This is a genomic window from Micromonospora sp. WMMD558, from assembly GCF_049315255.1.
In the GTDB taxonomy this organism is placed as follows: Bacteria; Actinomycetota; Actinomycetes; order Mycobacteriales; family Micromonosporaceae; genus Micromonospora.
This window is the reverse complement of sequence record NZ_CP186061.1, coordinates 2,109,075-2,122,172: the sequence shown is the minus strand read 5'-3', so window position 1 is coordinate 2,122,172 and position 13,098 is coordinate 2,109,075. Positions and strand designations below refer to the sequence as shown.

Genomic DNA, 13,098 nt, shown 5'->3' with positions numbered 1-13,098 from the left:
TCATCTTCCCGATCGGGGATCGGTAATGCCTCCCGGCGGCCCCGGGCGTGACGGACCTCATCACGCCACCGGCCCCGGCCGGGGGTGAGAATGAGCGGATGACCTCAGTCGCCGTCGTCACCGGAGCGTCCAGCGGGATCGGTGCGGCAACGGCCCGCCGCCTCGCCGCCGAGGGTTTCCACGTGCTGGCCGCCGCGCGTCGTACCGACCGGCTCGCCGACCTGGTCGCGGAGATCGCGGCCGCCGGGGGCTCGGCCACCGCGGTGGCCTGCGACGTCACCTCCGGCGAGTCGGTGGCCGGGCTCGCCGCGGCGGCCGCGGCGGCGCCCGGGCCGGTCACCCTGCTGGTGAACAACGCCGGCGGTGCGCGCGGCCTGGACCCGGTGGAGAGCGGCTCGGTCGGTGACTGGCAGTGGATGTACGACGTGAACGTGCTGGGCACCCTGCGGGTGACCCAGGCGCTGCTGCCCGCCCTGGAGTCCTCCGGCGCCGGGACGATCGTCGTCGTGTCGTCGACCGCCGGTTTCACCGTGTACGAGGGCGGGGGCGGCTACGCGGCCGCCAAGCACGCGCAGACCGCCGTCGCCGGCACGCTGCGGCTGGAGTTGTGCGGCCGGCCGGTCCGGGTCGTCGAGATCGACCCCGGGATGGTGCGGACGGACGAGTTCTCGCTGGTCCGCTTCGACGGGGACACCGACCGGGCGGCCGCCGTCTACGCCGGGGTGCCCGACCCGCTGGTCGCCGACGACGTGGCCGACTGCATCGCCTGGTGCGCCACCCGCCCGCACCACGTCAACGTGGACCGGCTGGTGGTCCGCCCGCTGGCGCAGGCGGCCCAGCACAAGGTGCACCGGGTGGGTTGATGGCAGGGTCGGCGCGGCGGCCGCAGGGCGTCGTCACCCGGGGGACGACCAACCCCAACCGGCTGCGCCGGGTGGACAACTGGATCGTCGACGCCTGCGGGGACGCTCTCCGGACCGCCGAGGACCCGCTGGTCGTGGACCTCGGCTACGGCGCCACCCCGGTCACGGCCGTCGAACTGCGGGCCCGGCTGGCCGCCGCGGTCCGCGCCGACGTGCGGGTGGTCGGGCTGGAGATCGATCCGGTACGCGTGGCCGCCGCCCAGCCCGCCGCCGACCCGCCGTGGCTCGCCTTCGCCCGGGGCGGATTCGAGCTGGCCGGGCTCCGTCCCGCCCTGGTCCGCGCGTTCAACGTGCTGCGCCAGTACGACGAGGGCGAGGTCGCCGGTGCCTGGGCGACGATGACCGGGGCGCTCGCCCCGGGTGGCCGGCTGGTCGAGGGGACCTGCGACGAGCTGGGCCGGCTCGGCGCGTGGGTGCTGCTCGACGCGGACGGCCCGCGTTCGCTGACCCTGGCCGCGAAGCTGGCCACCCTGGAGGGTCCCGCCCAGTTCGCCGAACGCCTGCCGAAGGCGCTGATCCACCGCAACGTGCCCGGCGAACCCGTGCACGCCCTGCTCACGGCCCTGGGGGCCGCCTGGCGGTCGGCGGCCCCGTTCGCCCCCTACGGCCCCCGCCAACGCTGGCTCAGGACCGTCACCGCCGTCCGCGAGGCCGGCTGGCCGGTCCTCGACCGGCCAGCCGACTGGCGGCACGGCCGGTTGACTCTGCCCTGGGACGCCGTAGCGCCGCGCTGACGGGTTACAGGGCGCAGTTCACCAGGACGGGTTCCGGGTGCAGGGTCACGCCGAAGCGGGACTCCACGCCGGCGCGGATCTCGCGGGCCAGCGCCACCAGGTCCTCGGTCCGGGCGGTGCCGCTGCGGTGGGTCAGGGCCAGCGTGTGCTTGGTGGAGATGGTGACGGCGCCGTCCGGACCGGGGTGGCCCTTGCCGTAGCCGGCCTTGTCGATCAGCCACGCCGCGCTGACCTTCACCGTGTCCCCCGCGCCGGGCCAGGACGGTGGTTCCCCGATGTCGGCGGCCCGTTCCCGCAGGCGCTGGTACGCGGCCCGGTCGAGCACGGGGTTGGTGAAGAACGACCCGACCGACCAGGTGTCCGGGTCGGCGGCGTCGAGCACCATGCCCTTGCCGGCCCGCAGCCGCAGCACCGTGGCCCGCGCGTCACCCAGCGGAACCCGGTCACCGACGTCGACGCCGAGCGCCCGGGCCAGTTCGGCGTACCGGACCGGGCCGGACAGCGGCGACCGCGCGAGCCGGAAGTCGACCGACAGCACCACCCACCGGTCGCTGTACTTGAAGATGCTGGACCGGTACATGAAGCCGCAGTCGGCGGCGGCGATCCGGTCGGTGGTGCCGGCGACCCGGTCGTAGACCTGCACGCCGGTGACGGTCTCGGCGACTTCCTGCCCGTACGCGCCGACGTTCTGGATCGGGGTGGCGCCGGTGGAGCCGGGGATCCCGGAGAGGCACTCGAGGCCGGACCAGCCGTTGGCCACCGTGGTGGCGACGAAGTCGTCCCACGGCTCGCCGGCCTCGACGCGTACGGTCACCGTGTCGGCGTCCTCCGCGACGACCTGGACGCCCCGGGAGCGGACCAGCACCACGGTTCCGGGGAAGCCGGCGTCCCCGATCACCACGTTGCTGCCTCCGGCGAGGATCAGGATCTTCTCGTTCCGCTCCCCCGCTTCCCGGACGGCGTGGATGATCTCGTCGGCGGTGGTGGCCGTGACCACGCGGGTGGCCAGGCCGCCCAGGCGCAGTGTCGTGTACGGCGCCAGGTGGCACCCGGCGTCCGGTTCGGCGCCAGTTGTCGGCTGGGTATGGACGTCTGACACGCCCCTCACCCTAGGCTGAGGGGTAGCCGCGGCACCCACTGGTAGCCGGGTCACCCCCGGGAGGATGGCGATGAGCAGACTGCACGGCACGAAGGACTTCTGGATCGGGGCACTCCGGGCGGAGGGCGGGGCGTTCGCCGCGGCGGTCGCGGAGGCGCCGCCCGAGACGCCGGTGCTGTCCTGCCCCGGGTGGACGGTGGCCGACCTGACGCTGCACCTCGCCGGGATCTACCGCTGGGTGCACGGCGTCGCGGGGACGCCCGGCACCACCGCGCCGGCCGATCGTCCCCGGCCGGTAGAGGCGGGGCCGGGCGATGCTCCGCTCCAGCTCTGGCAGCAGGCGTACGACCAGCTCATGGCCCGCTTCGACACGCTGGACCCGGAGGCGCCGGCGTGGAACTGGGCTCCCCAGCCGAAGAAGGCCGGGTTCTGGCCGCGTCGGATGGCGCACGAGACGGCCGTGCACCGCTGGGACGCCCAGCTCGCCATCGCCGCCGGTGAGCCGATCGAGGCGAAGCTCGCGGCCGACGGGGTGAGCGAGGTGCTGGACACGTGGCTGCCCGCCGGGCGGCGCCGGCCGGGCGGGCCCTGGCACGGGGTGGTGCACCTGTCGGCTCCGGACGCGGCGCAGGAGTGGTTCCTGCGGCTGCGCGGCGAGGGCGTCGCCCTGCTGGACACGGCGACCATCTTCGACCACGACGACCACCACGCCCGCGTCCACGTCGTCGGCACGGCGAGCGATCTGCTGCTGGCGTTGTGGGGCCGGGTCAGCTTCGACACCCTGACCGCCACCGGTGACCGGCACCTCCTGGACGGCCTCCGCGTGGGCTGACCTTCCGCCGTCCGGTAGGGCGCGACCTTCTCCGAAAGAGTGGCTGTTCCGCGCGGAACGTCCACTCTTTCGCCGTGTACGGCTTCCTGCGGCGTGGGGCCACGGGGTTGAGAGAGCGCTCTCTTGACAGTGGGCGCAGCGCCGGGCGAGGCTGTGAGAGAGCGCTCTCTCAGTTTCCACCGACCACCACCCACCCGACCTGAGAGGGGTCCGAGACATGGGTGCCACCTCGCGCCGCCGCCTCGCGGCGGTCGCCTTTCTCACCGCCACCACCCTGCTCGCCACCACCGCCTGCGGCGGGAACGGCGACGACGCCGGTGACGGCACGGTCACGCTGACCGTCGACGTGTTCGGCCAGTTCGGCTACGACGAGCTGTACAAGGAGTACATGGCCGCCAACCCCGGCGTGAAGATCGTCGAGCGGGGCACCGGCGGCAACCTCGACGAGTACTCGCCGAAGCTCACCCAGTGGCTCGCCGCCGGCAAGGGCGCCGGTGACGTGGTCGCCATCGAGGAGGGCCTGCTCGTCGAGTACAAGGCCAACCCGGGCAACTTCGTCAACCTGCTCGACCACGGCGCGGCCGAACTGAAGGGCAACTTCCTCGACTGGAAGTGGAACGCCGGCCTCACCGCCGACGGCAAGCAGCTCATCGGCCTCGGCACCGACGTCGGCGGCATGGCGATGTGCTACCGCAAGGACCTGTTCGCCAAGGCCGGCCTGCCGACCGAGCGGGACGCCGTGTCGGCGCTCTGGCCGACCTGGCAGGACTACGTCCGCGTCGGCGAGCGGTTCACCGCGGCGAAGACCGGGGCGTCGTTCCTGGACGCCGCCACCAACACGTTCAACACGATCGTGCTCCAGACCGCCGGCAACAGCTCGGGCTACCACTACTACGACACCGGCGACAACCTGGTGGTCGACACCAACCCGGCGGTGAAGCAGGCCTGGGACACCACCATGGACATCATCGACTCCGGCCTGTCCGGCAAGTACGGCGCGTGGTCCGAGGAGTGGGTCTCCGCGTTCAAGCAGGCCAAGTTCGCCACCATCGCCTGTCCGGCCTGGATGACCGGCGTCATCGAGGGCCACGCCGGCCCGGCGGCCAAGGGCAGGTGGGACATCGCCCGCGTCCCCGGCGACGGCGGCAACTGGGGCGGCTCCTACCTCGCCGTACCGAAGCAGAGCAAGCACCGGGACGAGGCGGTCAAGCTGGCCACGTTCCTGACCAGCGCCAAGGGCCAGATCGGCGCGTTCAAGGCCAAGGGACCGCTGCCGTCCTCGCCGCAGGCGCTCGACGACCCGGCCATCGCCGGGGCCACCAACGCGTACTTCTCCGACGCCCCGGTGGGCCAGATCTTCGCCGCCGGCGCCAGGAGCCTGAAGCCGGTCTACATGGGCCCGAAGAACCAGGCCGTCCGCACCGAGGTGGAGAACGCCGTCCGCACCGTTGAGCTGGGCCAGCGCAGCCCGGAGCAGGGCTGGACCGACGCGGTGACGAACGCGAAGAAGGCCGCCGCCAAGTAACCGCTCCCCGCTGCCCCACCGGCCCGAACCCGGCCGGTGGGGAGCGGGCGGCGTGGAAAGGAGTACCCGGGCATGAGCGTTCAGCTTGACGCCCGGCCGCCCGTGGCGGCGGCACCACCCGTGCGGCCCACCCGCTCCTACCGGCTCAGCCGGTTCGACGCGCGCTGGTCGCCCTACCTCTACATCGCCCCGTTCTTCCTGCTCTTCGCGGTCTTCGGGGCGTACCCGCTGGCGTACACGCTCTGGGTATCCCTGCACGAGTGGGACCTGCTCGGCACCGAGCCGACCTTCGTCGGCGCGGAGAACTACACCCGGCTACTGGCCGACCCGGACTTCTGGCACGCGGTCGTCAACACGCTGGGCATCTTCGTCATCTCCACCGTGCCGCAGCTGCTCGCCGCGCTCTGGCTGGCCAACCTGCTCAACCGGCAGCTCCGCGCCCGGACCGGCTGGCGGATGGCCGTGCTGGTCCCCAACGTCACCTCCACCGCCGCGGTGGCGATCGTCTTCGGGGTGCTGTTCGGCCGCGAGTTCGGCATGGTCAACTGGCTGCTCGACCTGGTCGGCGTCGACGCGATCGACTGGAAGGCCAACCGCGTCGCCTCCTGGGTCGCCATCTCCACGATGGTGGACTGGCGGTGGACCGGCTACAACGCGCTGATCTTCCTCGCCGCCATGCAGGCCATCCCCCGCGACCTGTACGAGTCGGCGGCGATCGACGGGGCGAGCCGGGCCCGACAGTTCTGGTCGATCACCGTCCCGCTGCTCCGCCCGACGATCATCTTCGCGGTCATCATCTCCACCATCGGCGGGCTCCAACTCTTCACCGAGCCCCGCCTCTTCCACGCCGGGACCAACGCGATCCGCGGCGGGCCGTCCCGGGAGTCCCAGACGGTGACGATGTACATGTTCGAGAACGCGTTCGCCCCGTACTACAACTTCGGGTACGGCTCCGCCGTGGCGTGGCTGCTGTTCGCGCTCATCGCCGTCGTGGCGGTGGTCAACGTGCTGATCATCCGCCGGCTCGGCACCGACGCGGGACCCCGCACGGGCGGCCGGAAGGGAGGCCGGGGATGAGCCGGCTCTGGCGGGCCAGCCCGCTCACGTACGGCGCCCTGGTGGTCGCCGCGTTCTCCTCGATCTTCCCGATCTGGTGGATGTTCGTCGTGGCGAGCCGGTCCAGCGACGCGATGGGCCAACTCCCGCCACCGGTCACCCCCGGTGGCAACCTGGGCGCGAACATCTCCCGGCTGTTCGCCAACACCGACGCGTACTTCCTCACCGGACTGATCAACTCGGCGATCGTGGCGACCACCGTCACCGTGTCGGTGGTCTTCTTCTCCACCCTGGCCGGGTTCGCCTTCGCGAAGCTGCGGTTCCGGGGGCGCAACGCCCTGCTCATGGTCATCATCGCGACGATGATGGTGCCCACCCAGCTCGGCGTCATCCCGTTGTACCTGCTGATGACCAAGTTGAACTGGAACGACCGGCTGCCGGCCGTGATCGTCCCCGCGCTGGTCACCGGGTTCGGGGTGTTCATGATGCGCCAGTACGCGGCGCAGGCGGTCAGCACCGAGCTGATCGAGGCCGCCCGGGTCGACGGCTGCGGCACGGCCCGCATCTACTGGAACGTGGTGCTGCCGGCGCTCCGCCCGGCCGCCGCGGTCCTCGGCCTGCTGACGTTCATGACCACCTGGAACGACTTCCTCTGGCCGTACGCGGTGCTCAACGACCCGGAGAACCCGACCGTGCAACTGTCGTTGCGGGCCCTGTCCGACGGGTACTACCAGGACATGTCGCAGGTGTTCACCGGCACGGCCATCGCGACGCTGCCCCTGCTGCTGGTCTTCGTCCTGTTCGGCCGCCAGATCATCGGCGGGATCATGGAAGGTGCGGTCAAGGCGTGAGTGAGCTGCGATTTCCCGAGGGCTTCCGCTGGGGCGCCGCCACCGCGGCGTACCAGATCGAGGGCGCGGTCCGCGACGACGGCCGCGGCCCGTCGATCTGGGACACCTTCAGCCGTACGCCGGGCAAGGTCCACCAGGGCCACACCGGTGACGTCGCCTGCGACCACTACCACCGGTACGCCGACGACGTGGCCCTGATGGCGGAACTCGGGCTGCGGACGTACCGCTTCTCGGTGGCCTGGCCCCGGATCCAGCCCGACGGCACCGGACCGGTCAACCCGCGCGGCCTGGACTTCTACGACCGGCTGGTGGACGCGCTGCTCGCCCGGGGCATCGACCCGCTGGTCACGCTCTACCACTGGGACCTGCCGCAGGCGCTGGAGGACCGGGGCGGCTGGACCGCGCGGGAAACCGCCGAACACTTCGCCACGTACGCCACCGTCGTGCACGCCCGGCTCGGCGACCGGGTGCGCACCTGGACGACGCTCAACGAGCCGTGGTGCTCGGCCTATCTGGGATACGGCAACGGGGTGCACGCACCCGGGGTGCGGGACGCGGGCGCGGCCTTCACCGCCGTACACCATCTGCTGCTCGGGCACGGCCTCGCGGCCCGGGCCCTGCGGGCGGCGGGCGCGGCGACCGTGGGGATCACGCTGAACACCGGCGACATCCGCCCGGCCGACCCGGACCGCGCGGCGGACGCCGCCGCGGTCCGCCTGGTCGACGGCCTGCAGAACCGGATCTTCCTGGACCCGCTGCTGCGCGCGGCCTACCCGGACGACGTGCTGGACCACGCCGCACGGATCGTCGAGCCGACGTTCCTCCGGGACGGGGACGAGAAGCTGATCGCGGCGCCGATCGACCTGCTCGGGGTGAACTACTACTCGCCCACCTACGTCGCCGGGCGGCCGGGCGGCGCCGGGAACGAGGCGTACCCGGGCACCGACGGCGCGGTCGAGTTCCTGCCGCCCGCCGGCCCGCTCACCGACATGGGCTGGATGATCGAGCCGGCCGGGCTCACCCGGCTGCTGGAACGCCTCGCCGCCGACTACCCGGGAGTGCCGCTGCTCGTCACCGAGAACGGAGCGGCGTACCCGGACAAGACCGGGAACGACCCGGCCGGGGCGATCGTCGACACCGACCGGATCGCGTACCTCGACGGGCACCTGCGCGCCGCGCACGAGGCCATCGCCCGGGGGGTGGACCTGCGCGGCTATCTCGTATGGTCGTTGCTGGACAACTTCGAGTGGGCCGAGGGGTACCGGAAGCGGTTCGGGATCGTCCACGTCGACTACCTGACCCAGCGGCGCACACTGAAGGCGAGCGCCCGCTGGTACCAGGAGGTGATCTCCCGGAACGGGCTGTGACGAGCGGGGGTACGGCGATGACGACGGCGCAACGACCGACGCTCGAGGCGGTGGCCCGCCGGGCGGGTGTCTCCCGGGCCACCGTCTCCCGGGTGGTGAACGGCTCCACCACCGTCGCCGAGCCGATCCGCGAGGCCGTACGCCGCGCGGTCGCCGAACTGGGGTACGTGCCGAACCTGGCCGCGCGCAGCCTGGTCACCCAGCGGACCGACTCCATCGCGCTGGTCATGCCCGAGGCGGCGACCCGGGTCTTCTCCGACGACCAGGTCTTCCCCGGCATCATCCGAGGGGCGGCCCAGGAACTGGAGGCGGCCGACAAGCAGCTGGTGCTGATGCTGGCCGGCTCGCCGGCCGGGCACGAGCGGGTGGAGCGGTACACCACCGGCCGGCACGTGGACGGGGTGCTGTTCGCCTCCCTGCACGGTGCCGACCCGCTGCCCGGCCGGCTGGCCCGGCTGGGCATCCCCGTGGTGTGCAGCGGTCGTCCGCTCGGCGACGAAGACGTGCCGTACGTGGACGTCGACCACGTCGGCGGGGTGAGCCGGGCGGTGCGGCACCTGATCGACAGCGGACGGCGGCGGATCGCCACCATCGCCGGCCCGCAGGACATGGTGGCCGGTATCGAGCGGCTCACCGGCTACCGCGAGACGGTGGCCGCCGCCGGCCTACCCGAGATGATCGCCCTCGGTGACTTCACCCGCGAGTCCGGGGCGGCCGCGATGCGGCAGCTCCTCGCCGAGCAGCCGGATGTGGACGCGGTCTTCGCCGCGTCCGACCTGATGGCCCACGCCGCCATGCGGGCGCTGCGCGAGACGGGACGGCGGGTGCCGGACGACGTCGCGGTGATCGGCTTCGACGACATCGAGACCGCCGCGTACACCGAACCGCCGCTCACCACCGTCCGTCAGCCGATCCAGGAGATCGGGCGGCAGATGACCCGGCAACTGCTGCGCCTGGCCGCCGGCGACCCGATCGACCCCGCGGTAATCCTCCCCACGGAGCTGATCCTCCGCGAGTCCGCGTGAAAGGAAGGGCCCCTTCTTAACGCCTCCGGTAGAGGAAGGGCCCCCTGTTAACACCTCGAAATTGGGTCGAGCGTCCGCCGGGGCGGGGCTAGCGTCGGGCCGTGCCCCATCTCCTTCACGTTCCCGCGCTCGCCGGTGCCGAGTACGCCTACGTCGCCACGGTCGAGCCGCCGGCGCGCCTCGTCTTCACCGCCGGCGCGTGCCCGCTGGACACCGACGGCCGTACCGTCGCCCCCGGTGACCACGTCGCCCAGGCACGGCAGGTGATGGCCAACCTGGAGACCGCGCTCGCCGCGGCCGGCGCCGGCCTCGCCGACGTCGTCAAGACCACGGTGTACGTCGCGTCGGCGCACCGCCCCGACCTGGTGGCGGTCTGGCAGGTCGTCCGGGACGCCTTCGGCGACCACGACCCGCCCAGCACCCTGCTCGGCGTGGCCGTCCTCGGCTACCCGGACCAGCTCGTCGAGGTCGAGGCCGTCGCCGCCGTACCGGTGGAGGGCTGAGTGCGCGTCCGCCCCGCCGTCCCGGACGACGCGCCCGCCGTCGTCGCGCTGCGCACCCACGTCCTGCCGTTCCTGGTGCGCGGTGTCCCGTCGACCCGGCAGATGATCGCCCAACCACCGAGAGACCAGCACTGGACGGCGTTCGTGGCCGAGGTCGACGGCGAGGTCGTCGGCTGGGTGTCGGCGTTCCGCAACGCCGGGTCGAGCCGGCCGGTGGGCGAGATCTCGCTGCTGCACGTCCATCCCGAGCACCGGAGACGCGGCATCGGCGGCGCGCTCCTGGACACCGCCCTGGACCACCTCGCCCCGCTCCGGCTCCCGCTGCTGCGCGGTCGGACGATGCCGGAGGCGCTGCCGTTCGCCCGGCGGCGCGGTTTCACGCCGAGCCGGGAGGAACGCTTCTCCGCGCTGGACCTCGGGTCGCTGCCGCCGCTGCCCGCCGCTCCCCCCGGGGTGCGCCTGCTCTGCCTGGCCGAGGTCGACCCGCGCCGGGTGTACGAGGTGGAGCTGGCCGCCTCCGCCGACGAGCCCAACGACATCGCCTCCGACGCCATGACGTACGAGCACTGGCGGGCCGACACGTGGGACAACGTCGGCCTGGACCGCGAGGCGAGCACGGGCGTCGAGGTCGACGGCGTCCTGGCCGCGATCAGCCTGGTCAAGCGGGACGGCGCGCGGATGTGGTCGGACTACACCGGCACCATGCCGGAGCACCGGGGACGCGGGCTGGCCAGCGCCGCGAAGATCGCCGCCCTGCACCGGGCCGCGGCGAACGGGGTGACCGTCGCGTACACCGGCAACGACGAGGCGAACGCCCCGATGCTGGCGATCAACGAGCGCCTCGGCTACCGCCCGGTCGCCTCCCAGTGGAGCTGCCTCCGCGAGACGGCCTGACTTACCGAGCGCGGGCCCAGTAGATGAAGCGGTCGGCCAGGTTGTTCGGCAGGGTGCCACCAAACTCGACGAGATGTTCGGCGGCCTCTGTCTTCAGGGTGGCGAGGTAGATCAGCAGGGCGGTGCGATCGTTCCGGTACTCGCCGAGGAGGCGCAGCTTCGCGGGTGAGCAGGGCCAGGCGATACCGCAGGCGGAACAGCGCCAGGTCGGCCGAGACGGGAGATGCTCCACGCGGCGGCGGGTCACCCCACCCTCCCCGGCTCGATCGCCGTCACCGCGTCGAGCCGTACGGCGGCGTACCGCTCACGAACGGCGAGCGACCAGTCCGGGCGGACCTCTCGCCCCTTGAGCTGCGCCCAGATCGCGCCGTCGATGACCTGGCTGCTGATGATCTCGGTGATGACCAGGGTCAGGGTGCCGGTGCCGAACTTGTAGGCGTCCTCACGAACCCGGATCGTCCGACCGACCGCGATCGACGTCACCTCCGCCGGCTCCCCTCAACCGGCACCGATGCGAACCGGTCAGGGCACGGGGCCGGGAGGCCACACGAACAGCGACGCCACAGCGTGCGCCAGGTCCGGCGGTGGCGTGGGGCGAGCGGCACAGGTTTGCAGGTAGGGCGTACGGGCATACGCCCACGTTGACTCACTGTTGACAGGTAGTCAACCCCTCCGGTGGCAAGTTGCCTACCCATGTCACCGGAAGGTCCGCCCGTGCGGGTCATGGCGTTAGCAGAGGTCGCTGATCACCTTGGCGTCTCCCGCCAGCGCGCCGCGATCCTGGTCGACCGACCGGACTTTCCCGCCCCCATCGACACCCTGACGGTCGGCCGCATCTGGGACGCCGCCGAGGTGCGCGCGTACGCGGAACGACGAGGCCGGCGCCTGGCCGACGAGGAAACGCAGTAGTGCGGATCAGCCCTCGTCGGTGACCCGCCGGGCCGTGGCGTACGTGTCCGCGCCGAACAGGACCAGCCGCGCCTCGGTGACGTGCGCCGGGGTGGCGGACCGCAGCACCGACAGCGCCTGGCGCACCGCGTCCTCCAGCGGCCAGCCGTACACCCCGGCGGAGATCAGCGGGAACGCGACGGTCGCCGCGCCCAGCTCGTCGGCGACCCGCAGGCTGTTCGCGTAGCAGTTACGCAGCAGTTCCGAGCGGTCCTCGGTGGCCGACCAGACCGGCCCCACCGTGTGTACGACCCAGCGCGCGGGCAGGTCACCGGCGATGGTCGCCACCGCCTGCCCGGTCGGCAGCCCGCGCCCGTACCGGGTGGCCCGCAGTTGCCGGCACTCGGCCAGGATCGACGGGCCGCCCCGGCGGTGGATCGCGCCGTCCACTCCCCCACCGCCCAGCAGCGACGAGTTGGCGGCGTTGACGATCACGTTCACCCGCTGGGCGGTGATGTCGCCCTCGACCAGGGTGATCTCCATGTCAGCCCTCCGTCGGCTGGCCGAGCACACGTCGGGCCAGCAGCGTCGCGCCGGCGACGGCGGCCGGCATGAGCAGCACCGCGCCGAGCGGGATCAGGAAGCAGACGAAGACCGCAGTCCCGAAGCCGAGGACGGTCGGCCGGTCCGCCCGCAGGGCGGCGCGGCGGTCCGGCAGCCGCTTGCCGCGCCGCTGGAACGGCGCGCCGGTCAGCTCCATCGCGAGCAGCCAGCCGCCGACCGCCGCGCCGAGCACCGGCACCACGGTCTGGCCCACCACCGGGATGAAGCCGGCGGCGAACAGGGGTACGCCGAACAGCACCGACAGCCCGACCAGCCGCAGCGAGTCGACGACGCTGCGGCGCAGCGACGACCAGAACGGCACGTCGACGGCGTTCGGCGTACCGCCGAGGCGCTCCTCCACCCGCTCGGAGATCTTCTCGTAGAACGGGTCGCCGATGACCAGGGTGACGGCGGTGAAGGCGACCACCGCGAGCAGGCCACCCAACCCGAGCAGGGCCAGGCCGGCCGCCACCCGGACCAGGCTGCGCCAGGTGGTCGACCAACCGTCGGCGAACGGCGTGATGAGCGCCGCCAGGTCGTCCACGAAGTACACCAGCGTGGCGAACGCGGTGACGAAGAGCGCCCCGGAGATCAGCGCCGGCACGACGCCGAGCAGCATCAGGCCGGGGCTGCGGACGTACAGGCCGAGCCCGCGCAGGAACAGCCCGACGCCGGCGAGGAACCGACCGGCGGCCCCGGTCACGGGGGCGCCGAGATCACGGGGTGTGCTCACGGTCGCCGAGCCTAGCGCCCGCCGGCGCACGGAAGCCGTCCACCTGTTAACAGGGGTCCCTTCCT

General features: G+C 72.6%; 16 protein-coding genes. 11 read left to right on the top strand and 5 right to left on the bottom strand.

The window, feature by feature from the left end:
• Positions 1–98 precede the first annotated feature (98 nt).
• Together ACN26Y_RS10375 and ACN26Y_RS10370 are read left to right on the top strand one after the other, a co-directional pair.
• Positions 99–863, top strand: coding sequence for an SDR family NAD(P)-dependent oxidoreductase (locus tag ACN26Y_RS10375; protein WP_422734659.1), 765 nt, complete (start codon positions 99–101; stop codon positions 861–863).
• Entirely contained in the window at positions 863–1,657 is a 795-nt protein-coding gene (locus ACN26Y_RS10370; protein ID WP_422734658.1) for a class I SAM-dependent methyltransferase, read from the top strand. Before ACN26Y_RS10375 ends, ACN26Y_RS10370 begins: the two co-directional genes overlap by 1 nt.
• A gap of 4 nt (positions 1,658–1,661) precedes the next feature.
• On the opposite strand, the gene ACN26Y_RS10365 is transcribed toward ACN26Y_RS10370, so the two are convergent.
• Entirely contained in the window at positions 1,662–2,756 is a 1,095-nt protein-coding gene (locus tag ACN26Y_RS10365) for a UDP-N-acetylmuramate dehydrogenase (RefSeq protein WP_422734657.1), read from the bottom strand.
• A gap of 70 nt (positions 2,757–2,826) precedes the next feature.
• On the opposite strand from ACN26Y_RS10365, the gene ACN26Y_RS10360 reads away from it, so the two are divergent.
• The 8 genes from ACN26Y_RS10360 (at position 2,827) to ACN26Y_RS10325 (ending at position 10,809) form a co-directional block, all read left to right on the top strand.
• Positions 2,827–3,588, top strand: coding sequence for a maleylpyruvate isomerase family mycothiol-dependent enzyme (locus ACN26Y_RS10360; protein ID WP_422734656.1), 762 nt, complete (start codon positions 2,827–2,829; stop codon positions 3,586–3,588).
• 217 nt (positions 3,589–3,805) lie between these two features.
• Complete coding sequence (locus tag ACN26Y_RS10355; protein WP_155330092.1) at positions 3,806–5,113, top strand: extracellular solute-binding protein; 1,308 nt, start codon at positions 3,806–3,808, stop codon at positions 5,111–5,113.
• Positions 5,114–5,185: 72 nt separating this feature from the next.
• The gene (locus tag ACN26Y_RS10350) at positions 5,186–6,190 is read left to right on the top strand and encodes a carbohydrate ABC transporter permease (protein WP_155330091.1); all 1,005 of its coding nucleotides are present in this window, start codon (positions 5,186–5,188) and stop codon (positions 6,188–6,190) included.
• A complete protein-coding gene (locus tag ACN26Y_RS10345) occupies positions 6,187–7,020 on the top strand; it encodes a carbohydrate ABC transporter permease (protein ID WP_155330090.1) in 834 nt (277 codons plus the stop codon). Before ACN26Y_RS10350 ends, ACN26Y_RS10345 begins: the two co-directional genes overlap by 4 nt.
• Positions 7,017–8,387: a GH1 family beta-glucosidase gene (locus ACN26Y_RS10340; protein ID WP_422734655.1), complete on the top strand. Its 1,371-nt coding sequence runs from the start codon at positions 7,017–7,019 to the stop codon at positions 8,385–8,387. The genes ACN26Y_RS10345 and ACN26Y_RS10340 overlap by 4 nt, the downstream gene beginning before the upstream one ends.
• Before the next feature lie 17 nt (positions 8,388–8,404).
• Positions 8,405–9,412, top strand: a complete 1,008-nt coding sequence (locus ACN26Y_RS10335; protein ID WP_422734654.1) for a LacI family DNA-binding transcriptional regulator — start codon at positions 8,405–8,407, stop codon at positions 9,410–9,412.
• 101 nt (positions 9,413–9,513) lie between these two features.
• Positions 9,514–9,915, top strand: coding sequence for a RidA family protein (locus ACN26Y_RS10330; RefSeq protein ID WP_155330087.1), 402 nt, complete (start codon positions 9,514–9,516; stop codon positions 9,913–9,915).
• Positions 9,916–10,809 carry a GNAT family N-acetyltransferase gene (locus ACN26Y_RS10325; RefSeq protein WP_155330086.1) on the top strand — a complete coding sequence of 298 codons (894 nt, stop codon included), beginning with the start codon at positions 9,916–9,918 and terminating at the stop codon, positions 10,807–10,809. It begins immediately after the preceding gene.
• A gap of 1 nt (position 10,810) precedes the next feature.
• Here ACN26Y_RS10325 and ACN26Y_RS10320 read toward each other — a convergent pair whose 3' ends face one another.
• Both ACN26Y_RS10320 and ACN26Y_RS10315 read right to left on the bottom strand, forming a co-directional pair.
• Positions 10,811–11,056 carry a flavin reductase gene (locus tag ACN26Y_RS10320; RefSeq protein ID WP_155330085.1) on the bottom strand — a complete coding sequence of 82 codons (246 nt, stop codon included), beginning with the start codon at positions 11,054–11,056 and terminating at the stop codon, positions 10,811–10,813.
• Positions 11,053–11,292, bottom strand: coding sequence for a hypothetical protein (locus ACN26Y_RS10315; protein ID WP_155330084.1), 240 nt, complete (start codon positions 11,290–11,292; stop codon positions 11,053–11,055). Before ACN26Y_RS10315 ends, ACN26Y_RS10320 begins: the two co-directional genes overlap by 4 nt.
• 231 nt (positions 11,293–11,523) lie before the next feature.
• Between ACN26Y_RS10315 and ACN26Y_RS10310 the strand changes: the two genes are divergently transcribed.
• A complete protein-coding gene (locus ACN26Y_RS10310; RefSeq protein ID WP_422734653.1) occupies positions 11,524–11,718 on the top strand; it encodes a helix-turn-helix transcriptional regulator in 195 nt (64 codons plus the stop codon).
• Positions 11,719–11,724: 6 nt separating this feature from the next.
• On the opposite strand, the gene ACN26Y_RS10305 is transcribed toward ACN26Y_RS10310, so the two are convergent.
• Positions 11,725–12,240, bottom strand: a complete 516-nt coding sequence (locus tag ACN26Y_RS10305) for an O-acetyl-ADP-ribose deacetylase (protein ID WP_155330082.1) — start codon at positions 12,238–12,240, stop codon at positions 11,725–11,727.
• A gap of 1 nt (position 12,241) precedes the next feature.
• Complete coding sequence (locus tag ACN26Y_RS10300) at positions 12,242–13,033, bottom strand: EI24 domain-containing protein (RefSeq protein ID WP_155330081.1); 792 nt, start codon at positions 13,031–13,033, stop codon at positions 12,242–12,244.
• Positions 13,034–13,098 lie beyond the last annotated feature (65 nt).